General features: G+C 35.0%; 22 protein-coding genes. 12 read left to right on the forward strand and 10 right to left on the reverse strand.

All coding sequences use genetic code 11. The annotated features are described in order from the left end of the window. Position 1: 1 nt before the first annotated feature. Positions 2-1,003 carry an NAD-dependent epimerase/dehydratase family protein gene (locus tag R3L15_RS00800; protein ID WP_338732665.1) on the reverse strand — a complete coding sequence of 334 codons (1,002 nt, stop codon included), beginning with the start codon at positions 1,001-1,003 and terminating at the stop codon, positions 2-4. Between the two features lie 136 nt (positions 1,004-1,139). Between R3L15_RS00800 and tyrS the strand changes: the two genes are divergently transcribed. Further along, positions 1,140-2,447, forward strand: coding sequence for a tyrosine--tRNA ligase (tyrS, locus tag R3L15_RS00805; RefSeq protein WP_338732667.1), 1,308 nt, complete (start codon positions 1,140-1,142; stop codon positions 2,445-2,447). A gap of 118 nt (positions 2,448-2,565) precedes the next feature. Here tyrS and R3L15_RS00810 read toward each other — a convergent pair whose 3' ends face one another. The 3 genes from R3L15_RS00810 to R3L15_RS00820 form a co-directional block, all read right to left on the reverse strand. Next, entirely contained in the window at positions 2,566-3,543 is a 978-nt protein-coding gene (locus R3L15_RS00810) for an acyl transferase (protein ID WP_338732669.1), read from the reverse strand. A gap of 72 nt (positions 3,544-3,615) precedes the next feature. Next, positions 3,616-5,940: a lamin tail domain-containing protein gene (locus R3L15_RS00815; protein ID WP_338732670.1), complete on the reverse strand. Its 2,325-nt coding sequence runs from the start codon at positions 5,938-5,940 to the stop codon at positions 3,616-3,618. Positions 5,941-6,051: 111 nt separating this feature from the next. Further along, positions 6,052-6,381, reverse strand: a complete 330-nt coding sequence (locus R3L15_RS00820; RefSeq protein ID WP_338732671.1) for a T9SS type A sorting domain-containing protein — start codon at positions 6,379-6,381, stop codon at positions 6,052-6,054. Between the two features lie 272 nt (positions 6,382-6,653). Here R3L15_RS00820 and R3L15_RS00825 point away from each other — a divergent pair, with 272 nt between their 5' ends. Beyond that, on the forward strand, positions 6,654-7,337 hold the full coding sequence (locus R3L15_RS00825; protein WP_338732672.1) for a response regulator transcription factor: 684 nt from the start codon (positions 6,654-6,656) through the stop codon (positions 7,335-7,337). Continuing rightward, the gene (locus R3L15_RS00830; protein ID WP_338732674.1) at positions 7,337-8,374 is read left to right on the forward strand and encodes an ATP-binding protein; all 1,038 of its coding nucleotides are present in this window, start codon (positions 7,337-7,339) and stop codon (positions 8,372-8,374) included. The genes R3L15_RS00825 and R3L15_RS00830 overlap by 1 nt, the downstream gene beginning before the upstream one ends. Here R3L15_RS00830 and R3L15_RS00835 read toward each other — a convergent pair. Next, positions 8,357-9,409 (reverse strand): glycosyltransferase, encoded by a 1,053-nt coding sequence (locus tag R3L15_RS00835; RefSeq protein WP_338732675.1) that lies wholly within the window; start codon positions 9,407-9,409, stop codon positions 8,357-8,359. The two genes, R3L15_RS00830 and R3L15_RS00835, sit on opposite strands and share 18 nt — an antisense overlap. 59 nt (positions 9,410-9,468) lie before the next feature. On the opposite strand from R3L15_RS00835, the gene trmB reads away from it, so the two are divergent. The 8 genes from trmB to R3L15_RS00875 all read left to right on the forward strand — a co-directional run bounded on the left by trmB (position 9,469) and on the right by R3L15_RS00875 (position 15,054). Further along, positions 9,469-10,149 carry a tRNA (guanosine(46)-N7)-methyltransferase TrmB gene (trmB, locus tag R3L15_RS00840; protein WP_338732676.1) on the forward strand — a complete coding sequence of 227 codons (681 nt, stop codon included), beginning with the start codon at positions 9,469-9,471 and terminating at the stop codon, positions 10,147-10,149. Then, positions 10,146-10,775, forward strand: a complete 630-nt coding sequence (locus R3L15_RS00845) for a LysE family transporter (RefSeq protein ID WP_338732677.1) — start codon at positions 10,146-10,148, stop codon at positions 10,773-10,775. Before trmB ends, R3L15_RS00845 begins: the two co-directional genes overlap by 4 nt. Continuing rightward, positions 10,775-11,101 (forward strand): MGMT family protein, encoded by a 327-nt coding sequence (locus R3L15_RS00850; protein WP_338732678.1) that lies wholly within the window; start codon positions 10,775-10,777, stop codon positions 11,099-11,101. The genes R3L15_RS00845 and R3L15_RS00850 overlap by 1 nt, the downstream gene beginning before the upstream one ends. 55 nt (positions 11,102-11,156) lie before the next feature. After that, a complete protein-coding gene (locus R3L15_RS00855; RefSeq protein ID WP_338732679.1) occupies positions 11,157-12,005 on the forward strand; it encodes a hypothetical protein in 849 nt (282 codons plus the stop codon). 104 nt (positions 12,006-12,109) lie between these two features. Then, positions 12,110-13,264 carry an Mrp/NBP35 family ATP-binding protein gene (locus R3L15_RS00860; RefSeq protein WP_338732680.1) on the forward strand — a complete coding sequence of 385 codons (1,155 nt, stop codon included), beginning with the start codon at positions 12,110-12,112 and terminating at the stop codon, positions 13,262-13,264. Positions 13,265-13,266: 2 nt separating this feature from the next. Next, positions 13,267-13,509, forward strand: a complete 243-nt coding sequence (locus tag R3L15_RS00865) for a NifU family protein (RefSeq protein ID WP_338734095.1) — start codon at positions 13,267-13,269, stop codon at positions 13,507-13,509. A 148-nt stretch (positions 13,510-13,657) separates the two neighbouring features. Next, positions 13,658-14,719, forward strand: a complete 1,062-nt coding sequence (locus tag R3L15_RS00870) for an NAD(P)/FAD-dependent oxidoreductase (RefSeq protein WP_338732681.1) — start codon at positions 13,658-13,660, stop codon at positions 14,717-14,719. Further along, positions 14,719-15,054, forward strand: a complete 336-nt coding sequence (locus tag R3L15_RS00875) for a ferredoxin (RefSeq protein ID WP_338732682.1) — start codon at positions 14,719-14,721, stop codon at positions 15,052-15,054. Before R3L15_RS00870 ends, R3L15_RS00875 begins: the two co-directional genes overlap by 1 nt. 3 nt (positions 15,055-15,057) lie before the next feature. Here the strand turns inward: R3L15_RS00875 and R3L15_RS00880 are convergent, their stop codons facing one another. The 5 genes from R3L15_RS00880 to R3L15_RS00900 form a co-directional block, all read right to left on the reverse strand. Then, a complete protein-coding gene (locus R3L15_RS00880; RefSeq protein WP_338732683.1) occupies positions 15,058-15,954 on the reverse strand; it encodes a serine/threonine protein phosphatase in 897 nt (298 codons plus the stop codon). A 66-nt stretch (positions 15,955-16,020) separates the two neighbouring features. Continuing rightward, the gene (locus R3L15_RS00885; RefSeq protein WP_338732684.1) at positions 16,021-17,199 is read right to left on the reverse strand and encodes an acyl-CoA dehydrogenase family protein; all 1,179 of its coding nucleotides are present in this window, start codon (positions 17,197-17,199) and stop codon (positions 16,021-16,023) included. A gap of 63 nt (positions 17,200-17,262) precedes the next feature. Next, a complete protein-coding gene (locus R3L15_RS00890; RefSeq protein ID WP_338734097.1) occupies positions 17,263-17,976 on the reverse strand; it encodes a methyltransferase in 714 nt (237 codons plus the stop codon). Beyond that, the gene (gene rimM, locus R3L15_RS00895; RefSeq protein WP_338732685.1) at positions 17,969-18,502 is read right to left on the reverse strand and encodes a ribosome maturation factor RimM; all 534 of its coding nucleotides are present in this window, start codon (positions 18,500-18,502) and stop codon (positions 17,969-17,971) included. Before rimM ends, R3L15_RS00890 begins: the two co-directional genes overlap by 8 nt. An 81-nt stretch (positions 18,503-18,583) precedes the next feature. Beyond that, positions 18,584-19,093: a 30S ribosomal protein S16 gene (locus R3L15_RS00900; protein ID WP_125466850.1), complete on the reverse strand. Its 510-nt coding sequence runs from the start codon at positions 19,091-19,093 to the stop codon at positions 18,584-18,586. 153 nt (positions 19,094-19,246) lie between these two features. Here R3L15_RS00900 and R3L15_RS00905 point away from each other — a divergent pair, with 153 nt between their 5' ends. Continuing rightward, positions 19,247-20,254, forward strand: a complete 1,008-nt coding sequence (locus R3L15_RS00905) for a DUF6252 family protein (RefSeq protein ID WP_338732686.1) — start codon at positions 19,247-19,249, stop codon at positions 20,252-20,254. Positions 20,255-20,415: the final 161 nt, after the last annotated feature.

The following is a 20,415-nucleotide window of genomic DNA, read 5'->3' on the forward strand; positions in this document are numbered from 1 at the left end:
ATTAGAGGTCGCTTAAATACTGTTTAGAAATTCTGTTAATGCTTTTTTTAATAGGAGTAAAATTGTAGTCTAATTCGGTTTTTACTTTGTCATTACTGTAAATTTTAGTCGATTGTAAAGTGTTTTTTAAATGTTTGGTAAGTAATCTGTCTTTTCCTGTAAAAAACGATTTTAACCAATCTAACCTCCAACCAATATTTAGCAACATATTCGAAGCTTCTTTTTTAGGTGGCGTAACATGAAGCACTTTAGCTGTTTGTTCTAAAAAACCTTTGTAAGTCCAGTTGTCTGAAACTAAAATATAATTTTGGTTTTCAATTTTAGAAATCATTAATCGCTCCATAATTTCTACAACATCTAACACGTCAACATAACCAGCTGTACCTTTGGTGTAATAAGTGAGCCCGTTGTGAATTTTTTTAAAGATATAACAACTGCTATCATCCCAAAATCCACCACCTAAAATAACACCAGGATTAACAATAATAGCAGGAACCCCTTCTTGGGTCCCTCGCCACACTTCCATTTCAGCACCATATTTTGTGATACCATAAATACTATGGTTTTCTTCTGGATTCCAATAAGATGTTTCGGTTATAGTATCTTTTCCTGCAGTTTTACTTAAAGTTGCTACCGAACTTACATAGCAAAGTTTTTTAATGTTATTTGAAATACATAGATTAACAATGTTGGCTGTCCCTTCAATATTAGTGCTTCGCAAGGCGTGATATTTTTTAGGATCGAAAGAGACTAAAGCCGCACAATGATATACAATAGTAATATCTTTAAAAGCATTAGAAAGTTCTGGAATGTTTAGTAAATCAGTTTTTACCCAGTCTACCTTATCAAAACGATCACTAGCATTAAAATAGCTAAACACCCTCTTAACAAGAGGTAGTTTTTTTTCATCTCTATAAATAGCGCGAATACGTTGCTGTTTTTCTGTAAGTCTAACAAGTAAATGAGACCCAACTAATCCAGTGCCACCAGTAACTAATATCATAAAAACGAAAGTAAAGAATTATTCATAAACCCCTAGTAATTGAGTCGTGATTTTTATCTTTGCTAAATAATTAGCCTCATTACACTTGTAGGCTTTTATTTTTATAGAAAAAACACGATAGTAAATACACCTAAATATGTCTAAAACATTAGTTGACGAACTACGCTGGAGAGGAATGGTACACGATATCATGCCCGGAACCGAAGAACAATTACGTAAAGGAATGACAACCGCTTATATTGGGTTCGATCCCACTTCAGATTCGTTGCATATAGGAAGTTTAGTGCCTATAATTCTTTTGGTTCATTTAAAGCGTTTTGGTCATAAACCTATTGCCTTGGTTGGTGGCGCCACAGGAATGATTGGCGATCCTTCTGGAAAAAGTGATGAGCGAAATTTGCTAGATGAAGAAACGCTTAATCATAATGTGCAAGGTATAAAAAATGTGCTGTCTCGCTTTTTAGATTTCGATTCTAAAGAAGACAATGCACCATTATTAGTTAATAATTACGATTGGATGAAAAACTTTTCATTCATAGATTTTGCACGCGATGTAGGTAAACGAATCACTGTAAATTATATGATGGCAAAAGACTCTGTGAAAAAACGTTTTTCGGGTGAAGATGGTAATGTAGGTATGTCGTTTACCGAATTTACCTATCAGTTAATTCAAGGATACGACTTTTACCACCTATATAAAACGTACAACTGTGTGTTACAAATGGGCGGAAGCGATCAATGGGGAAATATTACCACAGGAACAGAATTGGTTCGACGTATGAATGTAGGTGAAGAAGCAAAAGCTTACGCCATGACGTGTCCGTTAATCACAAAAGCAGATGGCTCTAAATTTGGAAAAAGTGAAGGTGGAAACGTATGGTTAGATGCTGATAAAACATCGGTGTATAAATTTTACCAGTTTTGGTTAAATACCTCTGATGAGGATGCCGAAAAGTATATAAAAATCTTTACATTCTTAGATAAAGACACGATAGAGGATTTAATAAAAGCACATAAAGAAACGCCTCATTTACGACTATTACAAAAGAAATTAGCCGAGGAGGTTACTATATTTGTACACTCTAAAGCCGATTTTGAAGTTGCTGAAAAAGCCTCGAACATCTTGTTTAGTAAAACCTTTAAAGAAGATATTAAAACCTTGGATGAAAGTACTTTTCTGGATGTTTTTGAAGGTGTGCCACAAGCCGAGATTCTATTAAGTGATTTTAACGACGGCGTTGATATGATTGGTGCTTTGGCTGCTAAAACAAATTTCTTAGCTTCTAATGGAGAAGCAAGACGCGCTTTAAAAGAAAACTCCATTTCTGTAAACAAAGAAAAAGTAGGAGAATCCTATAAGTTAACCACAGAAGATTTGATTAATAACCGTTATGTGATTATTAATCGTGGTAAGAAAAAAACATACATAATTAAAGCTGTATAATTAAAAACGCCTGATAGAAATATCAGGCGTTTTACTTTCAATTCAAAATTTAACTAACCAACCAATTTTTCTTTCTCATCTTGAAAGCAATATGTTAGTCGGAAAAAATAATAAGACCTTACAATACCATTAAATTACAACCACGAACATCAGAGTGGTCAAAGCGTCCTAAAACTTCAAATGTATTGTTGGTATGTACTTTGCCTAAATCTTGAGTGGCTATAAAACTGCAGGAGTTAATATTTGCTAAATCGATAATATTTAATCCGCCAGAAGATGACGTGTTTAAAATAGTTAAAGGGTCTTCGGTATCTCTTGTTACTACACGCATCCAATTAGGACATTTATATATACCTTGCCCTTGGGAGTAGGCTTGACTTAACAGTTCTGTCATGCCGTATTCACTATGAATATTTGTAATACCAAATCCTTGTTTTAAGATGTTATGTAATTCTTCGCGAATTAATTCTTTACGTCTACCCTTCATGCCTCCTGTTTCCATAACGACAGTATTTTTTAACTGAAATTGATGGTGTTCAACTAAATCTAATAATGCAAAAGACACCCCTATTAATAAGGTTTTTTTGCCCTGTGCTTCAAGTTTAAGTAACGTGTTTTTTAAATCGGATAAATTATTGAGGTAATAACCGCTCTCGGCATGTTGCGATTGTGTTATTAAATGGTCTACCATATAAATTAAAGACGATCCGTCACGTTCTAAATATGATGGTAAGAGTGCTAATATGGTGTAATCTTCAACATTACCATAAAACTTTTGAAATCCTTTTGTAAAACTGTTTTCGTAAATACTCAAGTCGCTAACATGATGTTTGCTTGTTGTAGTACCAGTTGTGCCAGAACTAGTAAAAGTTTTTTCAATGTTCTTTTGGCTTAAAACGGTGTGTGATTTAAAAAACTGTATGGGTAAAAACGGAATATCTTTTACCTGTGTAATATCGCTAGGATGTTTGTAAAGTAAATCGCAATACGACCTATAAACGGGATTATTTTCAAATTGAAATTTGAAAATATCTAAAGCCGTGGTATTAAATTCTTGGCTAGTGTTTATATTAAAAATGTGATCAGCACTTATCATTCATGCAAAAATAGGTAAAATAAAAAGCGCTACCATAATAGTAGCGCTTTCTAAAAAAATTATTAAGACATGTTATTTAATAACAAGCTTTTTAGTTGTAGAAGCACCGTCTTGAGAAATTTTCAAGATGTACATTCCAGCATTAAGAGAAGATACATTTAAGGTATTTTCGGTTAATGTTTTATTGATAACTTGTTTTCCTAGAATGTCGTAAACAGCTACAGAAATAGTACTGTTTTTAGCCGATGTAATGTTAACATATCCCGTATTTGTTGGGTTTGGATATACACTAAAAGATGTAGTAGTGTATTGGTTTACAGATAATGGGATGTCATTGTTTTCTCCTGGAGAGAACAGACGACCATTATTTCCTGTAATAGTTGAGTGCTCAACAAAACTTCCAGTAAAATCAGGGCTTCTTCCAATAGATTGATCGTTACCGCCTTCGCTACCGTAAGTGTATGAAACAACTTCTACACCGCTAGCATTTTTTAGGGTTACAGTATCACCACCATTGTTAAATCCAAATGCGCCAGAAGTAGCTGTTTGGGAAATACCATTTATACCCGTTGGTGTTCCTCCAGCAAATACAGTAATAAAGCCATTAGCAGGAAGTATTGTTCCAGCAGGGAAGACGTGTCTGTCACTATTTCCATCGGCAATGATATAGCCTTCAAGGTCGATACTTGAAGTTCCTATGTTGTAAATTTCAACAAATTCATCTTGTTGTGTGTCAACAACACCATCACCATTGGCATCACCGTTGGTTCCATCTGGATCGGCCAATATTTCATTAATAACTAAATCGGTAGTTACTGGGTCGCAAATAGCAGAACCTACAGTTCCAGAAATAGTTGTACCATCGCAATCACCACCATTTAATGTTAAATCCCAAGCATCACCTTCTGATAAACCAGTTATTGTTATAACTCCGTCAGCAATAGAAGAAGGATCATCACCGCCAACTGTACCGCCAGAAGTTGTGGTAACAGAAGTTAATGAACTTTCTACACCGGTGTAAGGAATTTCAATAATTACAGCATCGTTATCATTTCCTGCAGTATTGGTGTCACAAACGTAGTCTTCTGTGCCTAAAGTTAGGTCGCATACAGCGCAGTCAGATACTGGTCTTGTGCCTAAAGTAGGGCAAGATCCAAAGGCATTAAGTGCAACGTTCTCTAAATCCCATCCAGAGTATCCGCCAGTTCCATCATCAGCGTATTGAATACCAATAAAAACCTCTGTTCCTGAAGCTGCAGCTAAGTCTACACTTATAGCGCCAGAATCTGTAATGGTTTGAGCAGTTGTCCAAGATGTACCTGAAGGACATCCAGAGTAAGCACTTGTGTAAGCTACAACCAAATCGGTAACTCCAAAGTTTTCAGAAGCATCAAAATCTAAAGTTAAATCAGAAACTCCTGTCATATCTAATGGGCCAAAAACCAACCAACTTTCTACTGGTTCTTCACAACCACCACCGCAATAGCCGTTTGCACTGTAAACGCCAGAGTTGTTTTCCCAAGTTCCATTGTTTGTAAAACCACTATTTTGAGTGATTACAACTAACTCAAATTGCTCGGTACCGTTGCTTAAATCAAAACAAGTGTTAGGAACAGGGTCGCATTCAGCAGCAGGAACAGTTCCTGAAGCAGAAATAGCGCCGCAATCTCCACCAACTAAAGCTAAATCCCAAGAATCACCTTCAGATAAACCTGTTATAGTGATTGTACCATCTGCAAAAGAAGCAGGATTGTTTCCGCCTACTGTGCCACCAGAAGTGGTTGTTACATTAGTGATTGCTGCATCAGATCCTGTGTAAGGAATTTCGATAGTAACAGAATCATTATTATCTCCAACGTTATTAGAATTACATATGTATGATTCTTGCTCTAGTAAAACACCACAAGATGTAGAAAAAGCAGTCCATGTAATATCATCAATAGTAACTTGTCCATCACTATTATTTACATTGATGAATTTTAAATCAAAACTTCCAGCTTCGTTTACAGTAATTGTTCCAGATGATTTAATAACTCCTTGTTCACCATCACTAGTTACCGTACCTACTACGTTACCATTAACTAAAACGTTTAAATTAACATTTGTGCTAAAAGCTTGCATATAATTAAAGGTAAGTGTTCCTATACCTCCAGAAATAGAACCAGAATAAACCTCAGCTTGAGGAGATCTATTTCTACCAAGCATTAAGGCATGTCCTGTGATTTCAGAATCTCCTCGAGACTGAACATAAGTCCAAGTAGAACCATCATTTCCTGTAAAGGTACCATCTGCATAAGATGATCCTGTTTCAGGAAAGTTGTCAAAAGTTTCTGTTCCTTGAGAATAGCCATAGTTAAGACCAATTAGAACAAAAACTAAAAAGTAAAGTTTTTTCATAATCGATTAATAGTTTAAATAAAAAATTAGAGTAACAAATATAAGGAGAAAATTGTGTTTTATCTATAAGGAGATAGGGCTAATTGCTTTTTTTACAATTATATAACATTGCTATTCTACAACAAGTTTTCTTGTAAACTCTTGATTTTGGATAGAAATTTTTAAAATGTAAATACCTGAAGGAAGCTTAGAAACGTTAAGCTTATTCTTTAAAAGAGATGTTTTTAGAACCTGCTTTCCTAAAACATTATATACCTCGATATTTTTTTTGTGGTCACTTTTAGAAGCTATAGTGACTACCCCATTTTTTACAGGGTTGGGGTAAACGTTAACTGTTTCTGTTTGGAGGGTGTTTATAGAATTTTGACGTTCTTGAGAAAACCCCTCAACAGAGAAACACAACGCAAATAAAAAGATAATAATAACGTATAATTGTTTCATAAACAGTGTTTATCTTTTACATGAAATAAAGCTACAAAAAATAATCAAATTTTATACCAAATTCTATTAATGTTCGCCAAAATGCATTCAAAAAATTAAATTAACGTCATTTAGGTGTTACATAATTGTTATTTGTTTTGTGTAGATTTATAAATCTTTGTTATTAATAGTATCTTTACACTAAATCGTAAAAAACACAACACAATAAGTGCGGTAACTATGGTTAGTTTTATACCAAGTTACGCCATCTGAAAAAAACAAATTTACAACAGATGAAAAAAAAGGACATTAAAATTTTACTTGTAGACGACGAGCCAGATATTCTAGAAATAGTAGGCTATAATTTATCTTCTGAAGGCTATCAAGTAACCACTGCAGAAAATGGTATGGAAGCTGTTAAAATAGCAAAAAAAGAAAAACCACACCTTATTATATTAGATGTGATGATGCCAGAAATGGATGGTATTGAGGCGTGCGAACAAATAAGAAAACTTCCAGATTTACAAGACACCATAATTACCTTCTTAACAGCAAGAGGCGAGGATTATTCGCAAGTTGCTGGGTTTGATGCTGGTGCAGACGATTACATTACAAAACCAATAAAACCAAAAGTTTTAGTAAGCAAAGTAAAAGCGCTTTTAAGACGATTAAAAGAAGACGAGAGTCAAGACAGTGTGGTTAAAATAGGTAACTTAACCATTAATAGAGACGAATATAAAATTGTTTTAAAAAACGAAGAAATTATATTGCCTCGTAAAGAGTTTGAATTACTATCTTTGCTTGCATCCAAGCCTGGAAAAGTGTTTAAACGCGAGGAGATTTTGGACAAAGTTTGGGGAAATGAAGTTGTTGTAGGAGGAAGAACTATAGATGTTCATATTAGAAAACTTCGTGAAAAAATTGGCGACAAATCATTTAAAACAGTTAAAGGTGTTGGGTATAAGTTTGTAGATTAATGCAAAAACTCAAAAAAACATACAAGTTTGCGTTCAAAACTTCGTTGTTTATAACCGTAACTACAACACTCCTTATGAGTGTTTTTTTATGGATTATAAAAGCCTTTAGTTGGTTAATATTGCCATTCGCAATAATTCTATACGCTATTTCATTTATTGTCATTCAATATCGTGTAGAACGCTTTATATACAGAAGAGTAAAGAAAATTTACGACGATTTAACACTTTTAGAATCTACCTCGTTAACCAACAAAGCCATAACTACAGATATAGCTACACTTACCAAAGAAATAGATAAGTACGCCAAGGATAAAAAACTAGAAATAGAAACCTTAAAAGTTAGAGAGGAGTATCGTAAAGAATTTCTTGGTAATGTGTCTCACGAGTTAAAAACACCTTTGTTTACCGTACAAGGTTATCTGCTCACACTGCTTGATGGCGCTAAAGACGATAAGAAAATACTATCTAAATACTTAAGTCGTGCCAACAAAGGTGTAGAAAGATTAATATACATTGTTAAAGACTTGGATATGATTACCAAGTTGGAAGTTGGCGATTTAAGATTAAATATTGAAGTTTTTGATATTGTTGAGCTGGTGAAAAACGTATTTGAACTGCTTGAGATGAAAGCTGCCAAGAAAAAAATAACCTTGACTTTTGACATTGATTATGACAAACCTATCTACGTAAAAGCCGATAAAGAGCGTATTCAGCAAGTGCTTACAAATTTAGTGGTTAATTCTATTAAATACGGAAGAGAAAAAGGCACCACAGAAGTTAGTATAGAAAATCTTATAAAAAATAAAGCCATTGTTAGGGTAACGGATAATGGCGAAGGTATTTCCAAAGAACATTTATCGCGAGTGTTTGAACGCTTTTATCGTGTAGATAAAAGTGGCTCTAGAAAAGAAGGTGGTTCAGGATTAGGGTTGTCCATCGTAAAGCATATTATAGAAGCACACGACGAGAAAATATACATTGAAAGCGAAGCCGACGTTGGTAGTGAATTTTCTTTTAGCCTAGAAAAGGCTGAATAACTTTTTATAATTCACTTCATAGTCAAAAGTGGTTAACCCTTGATAATCTTTAACTCTTTCTAAAGCTTTAATAGTAAAATCATTTTGGTTACAATGTGGTACTAAACCATCATTATCAAGTTTTTTAGCTAAATACTCTTGTTCGGTTTGCCCTGGAGTAGGAATGAAAAAAGCCTTTTTGCATAGTTTAGCTAAATCCATAACGGTGGTGTAACCCGAACGAGAGATAACTAAATTGCTTCTATTTATGGTGTCTTCAAGTTCGTTGCTAGTCATAAAGTTTACAATTGTGAGGCTACCAGAAACCTCTTTGGTTTGCGAGCGTTCTATTTTTCCTTTAATAAGAATAACCTTGCCATTAAAGAATTTGAATTCATGTAATAGCTTTTCTTCTAAAAAACCACGTTGTGGTTCTGGACCAGAGAGTAAAATCATAACATCGTACCGAGGTTCTGAAAAGGTTTTTTTAAAGCGACTTAAAGGACCAATATATTTCGTTTTTATAATTAGGTTGTCTATATGGCCAAGTTTTCCGCTAAGATTTGGAGCATTAAGATTGTCGGGCACCCAACATTCGTTAAACTTCTTAATAATTTTATGATGAATCTTAGTGCTAAACCATGTGGTTGTTCCGCTTAATACTTGCAGTTGATGTGTAATAAATACCGAAGGAATATGTTTGTTATACACGCCAAATCGGTTATCCGAAATAATACCATCAATCTTATAATCGGTAACTATTTTCGTAAGAGCTTTTTTTTCAGCTTTAAAAGTTTTTAGCATTTTAGGAGAATCTTTAATAAGCTTAAGTTTAAACAGACTTCCTTTTTTAGCGTAAGTAATATTATAGGACGGAATTTCAATATGCGTTAACTTAGGAAACTCCTTTTGTAATAACTGTAGTGCCACACCATCGCTAGCAATAACGGGTTCAAAGCCTTGAGACTCCAATGCATTAATAATAGGAATGCATCTTGTAGCGTGACCAAGACCCCAATTTAAAGGCGCAACTAAAATTCTTTTTTTCAACTTCATAAAAAAAGCAAATGTAATACTAATATGTTTCCTTAATTTTGCCTAAATATTAAATTACTGTGGGAAGCAAAAATAAACTAAAACGATTTAAGGAAAACGAGACCTTTAATAATGTTATTCAGCCAACTAGAGAAGAAATGGTTGAACATAAGTTTCCGTATAAAGGTAAGTGGAATAAAGATTTTTTCAAGAATAATAATCCACTCGTATTGGAATTAGGTTGCGGAAAGGGTGAATATTCTGTTGGTTTGGCAAAAAAATATCCAAACAAAAACTTTATAGGAATCGATATTAAAGGTGCAAGATTTTGGCGTGGCGCAAAAACCGCTATAGAAGAAAATATACCTAATGTAGGGTTTTTACGTACCCAAATTGAACTTATAGAATATGCTTTTGATGTAAATGAAGTCGATGAAATCTGGATTACATTTCCCGATCCACAAATAAAATATAAGCGAACCAAACATAGAATGACGAATAAAGCTTTTCTAAAGCGTTATAAAACTATTTTAAAACCAGATGGTGTAGTAAATCTTAAAACCGACAGCGAGTTTATGCATGGTTATACACTTGGTTTGTTACATGGTGCAGGGCACGAGGTTTTGTATGCCAATCATGATGTTTATAAGTTAGGCGGAAGCCCAGAAGAAGTCACTGAAATTCAAACCTTTTACGAAAGCCAATATTTGGAACAAGACAAAGCAATTACGTATATTAGGTTTAAAATAAACAACGTTTGAATTTAACCATTGTTTTTTTACTAGGTTTTGCAGCAACGTTTTTAGCAACACTTCCACCAGGTTTGTTAAATATGAATGCAGCGAAAATATCCATGAAAGATGGGCATGTAAGAGGCGTTATGTTTTCTTTAGGAGCCTGTTTAGTTGTCGTTTTTCAAGCACTAATAGCAACAGTATTTGCACGATATTTAAGTAACCACCCCGATGTTATCGATATTTTGCAACGTGTAGCCTTTGTTATTTTTGTGCTAGTTTCTGTATATTTTCTGTTTATAGCGAAAAGCACCGATAAACCTAAAAAAGAAATTGAAGTTAAAAGTAAATCAAGTCGCTTTTTTCAAGGAGTGTTTTTATCGGCAATAAATGTATTTCCTGTACCTTTTCAGGCCTATATGGCCATTACCTTATCGTCTTTTGGATGGTTAAGTTTCGATAAAACTAGCATTGCTTCTTATGTTACTGGAGCAACAACAGGGGCTTTTGTTGTGCTGTATATTTATATGTTCTTTTTCGAGAAAATTAAAGGACGATCGTTTACATCACAAAAAAACATGAATTACCTTATTGGTGGTATTACTGGCATTGTAGCTGTAATTACATTAATTAATATAATTAAAGAGGTGTAATGAAACCCGAAACACTTAACTTTTTCGATAAGGTTTATCAGGTTGCTCGGCAAATTCCCTATGGACGAGTAACTAGTTATGGTGCCATTGCAAAATATTTGGGCGCGCCACGAAGCGCAAGAATGGTGGGTTATGCTATGAATAACTCTTCGGGGAAAGATGTGCCAGCTCATCGTGTGGTAAATAGAAAAGGACTCCTAACTGGAAAACATCATTTCGATGGTACAAATCTGATGCAACAACTTTTGGAAAGTGAAGGGGTAACCGTAGTAAATAATCAGATTCAGGATTTTGAAAATTTGTTTTGGGATCCAGCTAGTTTGTAACGGTATAATTTTTGAATTAATTTTAAAGATGCATTTTTTTCGTATAATTTTAGGAGTGATGCTTTTTTGTTGTTTAGGTTGTGGTAAAGCTATTCCTAAGCTTCCTAAAGCAGCTGTAGATAATGAAGTTGATTCATTAATAACAATGGAGGTTTTTAATATGAATCCAATGAAGACTGTTGTCTATGATGTAAATATTAAAGATTCAATAAGTTTTGTGTTGCCAAAAAAGTATAATAAACTTAATTATACGAAAACCTATTCAACATTTAAAAACAAGGCTTACGACAGTTTAAGGGTGTTTGTAGATACTTCGAACAAAAACTTTCATTCTTCTGAAATTTCTATATTAGATATTCCGCCACCAATACAAGTAGTAGACTCTATATACAATAAAGAAATTGAAGATTACGACTACAAGTATTACATAGATACTATTAGTGCTAGAAAACAAATAAAGAAAAGAAAACGAATTCATTACAGTTCTTATCCAGTATATATTTACAATTTTGCACATAGTAGCAGAAGAGTTCAAAGGCCGGTCGATGCCAATGATTTGTTTTTCATTTTAGAAGCAAAAAACAGTAATGGCGATTGGAAGCCTGTTGAATATCATAAACAAGCTTATTATGATTGTGCTTATAAACACAAAGACTATATGCTTGAACCACAAAAATTTATCGCATCTACCGTAAAAAGATATAAAGGAGCATATAAAACCAAGTTAAGAGTTAAGCTAGTATCATTTCAAAACACATTTTACTCAAATGTTTATGAAGGCTACATAAATTATAAGCAATTCGATTCAACTAAAGTCATGGAAAGTCTTAAGCGGTTTTCCTACAAAGGAGATTCTATTCTAAATAAAAAACTCAAAAGAAGTTTTCTAAACTTTGCAGAGTAATAGACAGAAAAAATTCAAGCATCAATCATTTCAATTAAACAGCTTCAAATTGTAAAGATTTCGCAGTATATTTGTAATCTTAGAACCAGTCTAAATTATTGATTTTGAAACTAAATAAACAAGATATATTAAAAGCACTCGAAACCATAACCGCTCCTGGCGAAGGACAGAATATGGTGGAAAGTGAAGCTGTAACCAATGTCGTTACTTTTGGCGATGAGGTTGTTGTAGATGTTACCATAAAAAACCCAAGTTTACAAGCCAAAAAGAAAACCGAAGTCGAAATCATGAAAGTCATTCACGACAAGGTTTACAAAAAAGCAAAAATAAAAGTAAACATAAAGGTTGATGCTCCTGCTAAACCTAAAAATGGTATGTCTGCAGGTAAGCAAGAAATAAAAGGAAAGCCTATTCCCGGAATTAAAAATATTGTAGCTGTAGCCTCTGGAAAAGGAGGTGTTGGTAAATCTACCGTAACAGCAAATTTAGGAGCCATGTTAGCTAAAATGGGCTTCAAAGTAGGTATATTAGATGCCGATATTTATGGGCCATCTATCCCTATTATGTATGATGTGGAAAATGAACGTCCATTATCAGTAAACGTAGGTGGGAAGTCTAAAATGAAGCCTGTCGAGAACTATGGTGTGAAAATATTATCCATAGGTTTCTTTACCAAACCAGATCAAGCTGTTATTTGGCGTGGACCTATGGCTGCAAAAGCATTAAACCAAATGATTTTCGATGCCGATTGGGGCGAGCTAGACTTTTTACTAATCGACTTACCACCAGGAACAGGCGATATTCACTTAAGCATTATGCAAGCTATGCCAATTACAGGTTCTGTTGTGGTTAGTACACCGCAGCAAGTAGCCCTAGCCGACGCTAGAAAAGGTGTAGCTATGTTCCAGCAGGATAGTATTAACGTACCTGTTTTAGGTATTGTTGAAAATATGGCGTATTTCACACCAGAAGAATTACCAAACAATAAATATTATATTTTTGGTCAAGAAGGCGCAAAACACCTATCCGAAGATTTAAAAGTCCCATTTTTAGGAGACATACCTTTAGTGCAAAGTATTCGTGAGGCAGGTGATGTTGGAAGACCAGCAGCTTTACAAACAGCAACACCTTTAGAGCAAGCCTTTGAAGAATTAACCAAAAATGTTGTGCAAGAGGTTGTAAGACGTAACGATGCCTTACCACCAACAGAAGCAATTAAAATTACAACAATGGCCGGATGTTCGGCAGTTAAGAAATAATGATGACACAAGAAGAATTAAAAAAGAATGTGGAAAAAGCATTGGAAGAAATTCGCCCGTTTTTACAAAGCGATGGCGGTAACATCTCCTTACTTTCCATAGAAGATGGAACTTTAGTAAAAGTTCAACTAGAAGGTGCTTGCACCAATTGTAGTGTTAATCAAATGACGTTAAAGTCTGGTGTAGAAATGACCATAAAAAAATATGCGCCACAAATAGAACAAGTCATTAACGTAGTAGCTTAATGTGTTAATAACAAGGTTTCTATAACATTTCCTGCTTTATGCAGGAATCTTTTTTGTAATATTTTGAAGAATGATAATTGTCATAGAATTTCCACTCGAAACACATGACATTTGTGTCATATAAAGTAAACTTTTTCAGAAGAAGAATATGATTAAGACCGATATTTTAATTATTGGCGCTGGCCCAACAGGATTATTTACTGTTTTTGAAGCTGGGTTATTAAAGCTAAAGTGCCATCTTATAGATGCCTTACCACAACCAGGCGGGCAATGCTCAGAGATTTATCCAAAAAAACCTATTTACGACATACCAGCTTATCCAGAAATTTTAGCCGGCGATTTAACCGAAAGACTTTTAGAACAAGGAAAACAGTTTGAGCCAGGATTTACCCTAGGCGAACGAGCCGAAACCATTGAAAAACAAGACGATGGAACCTTTATTGTGACGACTAATAAGGGAACCAAGCATCACGCGCCAGTAGTTGCTATTGCTGGTGGGTTGGGTAGTTTCGAGCCTAGAAAGCCTAAAATTCATAACATTCATTTGTATGAAGATACTGGTGTAGAATACATGATTAAAGACCCAGAAATTTACCGCGATAAAAAAGTGGTTATTGCTGGTGGTGGCGATTCAGCTTTAGACTGGAGTATTTTTTTAACAGATGTTGCCAAAGAAGTAACGCTTATTCATAGAAGAAATGAGTTTCGAGGAGCTTTAGATTCGGTAGAGAAAGTGCAAGAGTTAAAGAACCAAGGGAAAATCAACTTAATAACTCCTGCAGAAGTTGTAGGTATTTTAGGGGAAGATCATGTTACAGGAGTTGTTGTTGAACAAGCACAACATATTAAAAACGAATTTGAAATAGAATGCGATCATTTTGTGCCATTATTTGGTTTGTCTCCAAAACTTGGTCCAATAGCAGATTGGGGATTAGAAATTGAAAAAAATGCCATTAAAGTAAATAATGCTTTAGATTATCAAACCAATATTCCAGGAATTTTTGCCATTGGCGATGTAAATACCTATCCTGGAAAACTAAAGCTTATTCTTTGTGGTTTTCACGAAGCAACCTTAATGTGTCAAGCGGCTTATCAAATTATTAATCCAGGCAAACGTTATGTGTTAAAATATACAACCGTTAGTGGTATTGATGGATTTGATGGTAGTAGAAAAGAAGCGCCAAAAGCTGTAGTAAAAGCAATAGAGTAATGGAAGAGCAAGATGTAAAAATTACAATTATAGATCGCGATGGCGTAACACACGAAATTGATGCGCCAACTGATATGGCCATGAACTTAATGGAAGTAGTTCGTAGTTACGAATTAGCTCCTGAAGGTACTATTGGTATTTGTGGCGGTATGGCCATGTGTGCTTCATGTCAATGTTATGTGTTGTCTGATCACGAGCTACCAGAAATGCAAGATGATGAAGAAGCTATGCTTTCTGAAGCTTTTGATGTGCGAGATAATAGTAGATTAGGATGCCAAATTCAAATTACCCCAGAAATGGATGGCTTAAAAGTAGAATTGGCTCCAGAGAGTTAAAAATCACTCGGTTTTATAATCAATCAGCCTTTTAGGTCCTTCCAACAGTACGCGAACAATTTGTAGCGTGCCGTTGTCTGTGGTAGCAATTTGCCATTTTATTAAAGAAATCATTCCGTTTTCAACTTCAATGCCAGTAATGCTTCTAGGGTGAACACAGCTCCCATCGTTAAAAAAAGCAATGTCACCTGGTTCTGGAAAACGAGGACGATGAGTGTGCCCCACAACGGTGAGTAGGTTGTTGTTTTCAATAATCCACTTTTTAAGGCGTTTTTCAACTTTTATGAGTTCTTTGTAGTTTTTCGCTGGGCTTGTTGGGTCTGCAATACCCATAACGTTTAGGGGTTTCCAAAGTATTCTAACCAAAAATCGACTCCACCGCCAAAAGGTATAGTTCCACCAATCGGCTTGATGGCCGTGTGCTAAGAAAAGCTCTTGTTTGGTTTCGATATGTTGTAACACTAAGGCTTCGTGGTATTTTATGTTGCAAAATAGGTCTTCATTTTCACCAGTTTTAGGATCGAAATAACTGTTGAGGTACTTGTCTACATATTTAGGGTCTTTATAAACCATATCATGATTGCCCCAAACCATGTGCAATCTGCCTTCATCGTGGAATAATTTCAGCAAATCATACACGTTCTTGTGTGCAAATAATAAGGATTCGAAAGTTAGGTTTTCCCAAAGCTCGTCGCCATCTCCCAATTCACAGTATTGAAAGCCTTCTACGAAATAATGTTTTAATGCGTGAAAATAAATATTGCGATTGTTAGCAAAATCATCTGCAAAACTATTGTCGCCACGATGACAGTCACTAAAAAAGACAAACTTAGAACTGTCGTCAAAAGGAATTCTTTTGGCATTCTTATAAGCGCGATCTAATCTTGTTTTGGAAGACATACTGTAAATATCAACAAAAAAAGCGAGTTATAAAACCCGCTTATTTGTATTGAAAAACAATCTTTTCTATTTAAAAGCATTTAAACCTGTAATATCCAATCCAGTAATTAGTAAATGAATATCGTGTGTTCCTTCATAAGTAATCACGCTTTCTAGGTTCATAGAATGACGCATGATACTATATTCACCAGTAATTCCCATGCCGCCTAACATTTGTCTAGCTTCACGAGCAATATTAATGGCCATATCTACATTATTACGCTTGGCCATTGATATTTGTGCCGAAGAGGCTTTGCCTTCATTACGAAGCACACCTAAACGCCAAGTTAATACTTGTGCTTTGGTAATTTCGGTAATCATTTCGGCTAGTTTCTTTTGTTGTAATTGAAATTGTCCTATAGGTTTTCCAAACTGCGTACGTTCTTTGCTGTAACGTAATGCTGTGTCGTAGCAATCCATAGCTGCACCAATAGCTCCCCAAGCAATACCGTAGCGTGCGGAATCTAAACATCCAAGTGGTGCGCCAAGTCCTGATTTATTAGGTAATAGATTTTCTTTAGGCACTTTGACATTATCGAAAATAAGCTCTCCAGTAGCCGAAGCTCTTAAGGACCATTTATTATGTGTTTCTGGAGTAGAAAAGCCTTCCATGCCACGTTCTACAATAAGCCCGTGAATACGGCCTTCTTCATTTTTAGCCCATACTACAGCTACTTGTGCAAATGGCGCGTTGCTTATCCACATTTTGGCACCATTTAATAAATAATGGTCACCCATATCTTTAAAATTAGTAACCATGCCTCCTGGATTAGATCCGTGATCAGGTTCTGTTAAACCAAAACACCCCATCCATTCGCCACTAGCTAATTTTGGTAAATATTTTTGACGTTGCTCTTCGGTGCCATACTTCCAAATAGGATACATTACCAAAGAAGATTGTACCGAAGCCGTACTACGTACACCCGAATCACCACGCTCAATTTCTTGCATAATCAATCCATACGAAATTTGGTCTAAACCTGCGCCGCCATATTCTTCTGGAATATAAGGGCCAAAGGCACCAATTTCTGCTAAACCTCCAATAATTTGTTCCGGAAACTCTGCTTTTTGGGCATAGTCTTCTATAATTGGTGAAACATCACGCTTGACCCATTCACGGGCTGCGTCGCGAACCAATTTGTGTTCGTCAGTAAGTAATTCGTCAATATTGTAATAATCTGGCGCTTCGAATAAGTCTGGCTTCATAATTGATTTTTAATTTGAAATCCAAAAATAACGAAAACGTTTTCAGTGTACAATTTTTTAAGTCTACATTTTAAGGTAAAAATCCTTGGTAAGGGTAATGTAATCTTGGGTATAATTATGCCTTGAGGTTTCGATAACAAGATCTTCTATGGTTGTTTCTGTTTTGTTGAACGAAAAGCTTATTAAACTCCTTTTGGTTTCTGATTTTGGGGTGCCTTTAATATGAAGAATATCTTTTGCAAATAAATGATGTTTAAATGCTAAATTGATGAAAGTTTGTTCTTCAGAAAAAGGAATAACTACTGAAAATATACCTTCTTTTGATAGTAGTTTAGATACGCTTTCTAATAAATGTTCAAAAGGCATAGCATCTTGAAATCTTGCTAAATCACGTTGCTTTTGGTTTGTTTTATAGTTGTCTTGATAAAATGGCGGGTTGGAAACAATTACATCGTAAGTGTCGTCTATTTCTTCTGCAAACTCTAGTAAGGAAGCATGGTAACAAAAAAGTCTGTCGTTCCAAGGCGATTGTTCAAAATTCTCAACACATTGCTCATAAGCATTTTCGTCTATTTCTAAGGCATCAATGACTTGAGCCGAACTACGTTGAGCAAGCATTAAAGCGATAACGCCGGTTCCAGCGCCAATATCTAAAATAGAAAAGGGATTGTGATTTAAAGAAGTCCATGCGCCAAGAAGCACACCGTCTGTGCCAATTTTCATAGCACAACGGTCTTGGTTAATTGTAAATTGTTTGAATTGAAACGGCTTATGCATCATTAATATATAAATCGATTAAGCCTTCTGGGGTTTCTACAAGAATGGTTTTGTTGGGCTTGTCAACCTGTTTGATGAACTCATCGTTCATGGGAATTAAAATTTCCACACCATTCCTGTCTATTACAAAAAGGGCTTGTGCTGTTGAGTCGTTTATAGATGTTATTGTGCCAACATTGCCAAAATTTGTGTCAGTAATAGTAAATCCAATGATTTCGTGATAGTAAAATTTATCGTCTTCAAGTTTTGGTAAAAGTTCCAAAGGAAGATATACGTCGCTTTTTAAAAGGGCATCGGCATCGGTTTCGTTATTAACATCTTCAAACCTTACGCGTAATAAATCTGATTTATGTAATTGAGCATGCTCGACAAAAAATGGGATTAGGTTTCCGCGAACCTCTAAAAACATGGCGTCTAAGTTTTCGTAAATTTCGGGTTCGTCTGTATCTAGCTTAATGAGTAACTCACCCTTGAAGCTATATTTTTTTACAATTTTACCTAAAAAAAAGCAGTCTTCTTTTTTCATATTGAGTTGTCGAGTAGGTAGGATAACAAATAAAAAACCCAGACATAATGCCTGGGTTCAAAAGTATAAAAAAATATTTTTTTATTCTTCTTCGTTTGAAGCATCTGCTTCAGCAGCTGGAGCTTCTTCTGCAACTTCCTCTTCAGGAGTGTTTGCAGCAATTCTAGCTTCATTTACAGCTTTTTCAGCTTCAAGTGCTTTTGCTTTCGCATCGGCATCAGCTTTTGCTAAACCACTGGCTTTAGCTTCAATTTTAGCCGCTTTTTCTTCTAACCAAGCGTTGAATTTTTCTTCAGCTTGCTCTTCAGTTAAAGCGCCTTTTCTTACACCACCAGCTAAATGGTTTTTTAACAATGCACCTTTGTACGATAAGATAGCTTTTGCAGTATCTGTTGGTTGTGCACCATTTTGTAACCATTTTACAGCACCATCAACGTCAAGTTCAATAGTTGCTGGGTTAGTGTTTGGATTGTAAGCACCTATTTTTTCAAGGTATTTACCATCTCTTTTTGCACGCGAATCTGCGGCAACAATCCAGTAATAAGGTTTTCCTTTTTTACCGTGTCTTTGTAATCTAATTTTTACAGGCATAGATAATTAATTAGTGAGGTTCACGACCTCGATTATTAATAAGGGTGCAAAGATACGATATTTTTTTAATTTTCAATCTTTTATAAGCTTCAATGAATATTAATTTTTTTTATTCTATTTTTGAGTGCTTAAATACAAAATACAACAAAATTTATGAAAAAGTTTTTTGCCCTTTTGCTACTAAGTTTAGTCTTTTTTGGATGTAGCGATGAAGTGGAGTTTAACTCGCCAGCAGTACAAGGAAAGAAAGATGGAAATAGATGGAAGGCCGTAGCTTACAATGCTACATTTGATGATAATGGTAGACTAGTCGTTACTGCTAGTGATAATTATGATGACATTACTTTAAGGGTGTCATCTCTTTCTGTAGGAACAGAGTTTGTTTTAGGGCAAAATAATGTTGATATGGCAAGCTTAGTAAATAACCAAGGTGATAGTTTTTCAACAAATAATTTACCTGATGGAGATACGCAAGTTTATCCTCCAGAGGGTATTATAAAAATTACAAGATATAACCAGTCTAAAAATACTGTTTCGGGTGAATTTTGGTTTAATGCCTATAATGAATTAGGTAATGAAACCGTAAACTTTAATAGAGGTGTATTTTTTGATTTGCCTTTACCATATACGTCTTCAGATGTTGTGTCCTGCGAAGAGGCAATTATTGAGACTCAAACTGCTCAAGAAGCTTATTTTAACTCAGACCCAGCTACCGATCCTAGTTATTCTGCAAAATGCCATGCTTACATGGTAGCCTTAATGCAACAACAAGATTCCTGTGTAGATGAAACAGGTATGCTTCAAGAAGTTATTGATGGGTTGTTGTGTGATGATGACGATGAAGATGGTGTAATGACTGTTTTAGAAGATATTGATGGTGATGGTAATCCGGAAAATGATGATACCGATATGGATGGTACTCCAAATTACTTAGATACAGATGATGATGATGACACCATATTAACCATAAATGAAGATGTTGATGGCGATGGTAATTTTACAAATGACGATACTGATACTGATGGTATACCAAACTACCTAGATAATGACGATGACGGTGATGGTATTTTAACTGCCGATGAAGATGCTAATGGCGATGGCGATTTAACAAACGACGACACCGACATGGATGGTATTCCAGATTATTTAGACGCCGAATAATAACAATTAACGATTACGTTAAATGAAAAGCGACCTAATTCAGGTCGCTTTTTGTTGTTTATAACTGTTTATAACTTCACTTTAAAAAAGAGAAAATTCTACGTACTTTTATTCGTTCAAATTTTTTAAAAAATAACCCTCAAGAATAAACAACCAAGCTT

This window comes from Mangrovimonas cancribranchiae (assembly GCF_037126245.1).
Taxonomy (GTDB): Bacteria; Bacteroidota; Bacteroidia; order Flavobacteriales; family Flavobacteriaceae; genus Mangrovimonas; species Mangrovimonas cancribranchiae.

Coding starts and splice junctions, on each gene's coding strand:
- R3L15_RS00865 (WP_338734095.1), top strand. CDS start 13,267: ATGACACAAGAAGAATTAAAAAAGAATGTGGAAAAAGCATTGGAAGAA.
- R3L15_RS00875 (WP_338732682.1), top strand. CDS start 14,719: ATGGAAGAGCAAGATGTAAAAATTACAATTATAGATCGCGATGGCGTA.
- R3L15_RS00800 (WP_338732665.1), bottom strand. CDS start 1,003: ATGATATTAGTTACTGGTGGCACTGGATTAGTTGGGTCTCATTTACTT.
- R3L15_RS00820 (WP_338732671.1), bottom strand. CDS start 6,381: ATGAAACAATTATACGTTATTATTATCTTTTTATTTGCGTTGTGTTTC.
- R3L15_RS00835 (WP_338732675.1), bottom strand. CDS start 9,409: ATGAAGTTGAAAAAAAGAATTTTAGTTGCGCCTTTAAATTGGGGTCTT.
- R3L15_RS00830 (WP_338732674.1), top strand. CDS start 7,337: ATGCAAAAACTCAAAAAAACATACAAGTTTGCGTTCAAAACTTCGTTG.
- R3L15_RS00870 (WP_338732681.1), top strand. CDS start 13,658: ATGATTAAGACCGATATTTTAATTATTGGCGCTGGCCCAACAGGATTA.
- rimM (WP_338732685.1), bottom strand. CDS start 18,502: ATGAAAAAAGAAGACTGCTTTTTTTTAGGTAAAATTGTAAAAAAATAT.
- R3L15_RS00900 (WP_125466850.1), bottom strand. CDS start 19,093: ATGCCTGTAAAAATTAGATTACAAAGACACGGTAAAAAAGGAAAACCT.
- R3L15_RS00880 (WP_338732683.1), bottom strand. CDS start 15,954: ATGTCTTCCAAAACAAGATTAGATCGCGCTTATAAGAATGCCAAAAGA.
- R3L15_RS00905 (WP_338732686.1), top strand. CDS start 19,247: ATGAAAAAGTTTTTTGCCCTTTTGCTACTAAGTTTAGTCTTTTTTGGA.
- R3L15_RS00810 (WP_338732669.1), bottom strand. CDS start 3,543: ATGATAAGTGCTGATCACATTTTTAATATAAACACTAGCCAAGAATTT.
- R3L15_RS00815 (WP_338732670.1), bottom strand. CDS start 5,940: ATGAAAAAACTTTACTTTTTAGTTTTTGTTCTAATTGGTCTTAACTAT.
- R3L15_RS00825 (WP_338732672.1), top strand. CDS start 6,654: ATGAAAAAAAAGGACATTAAAATTTTACTTGTAGACGACGAGCCAGAT.
- R3L15_RS00850 (WP_338732678.1), top strand. CDS start 10,775: ATGAAACCCGAAACACTTAACTTTTTCGATAAGGTTTATCAGGTTGCT.
- R3L15_RS00890 (WP_338734097.1), bottom strand. CDS start 17,976: ATGCATAAGCCGTTTCAATTCAAACAATTTACAATTAACCAAGACCGT.
- R3L15_RS00885 (WP_338732684.1), bottom strand. CDS start 17,199: ATGAAGCCAGACTTATTCGAAGCGCCAGATTATTACAATATTGACGAA.
- tyrS (WP_338732667.1), top strand. CDS start 1,140: ATGTCTAAAACATTAGTTGACGAACTACGCTGGAGAGGAATGGTACAC.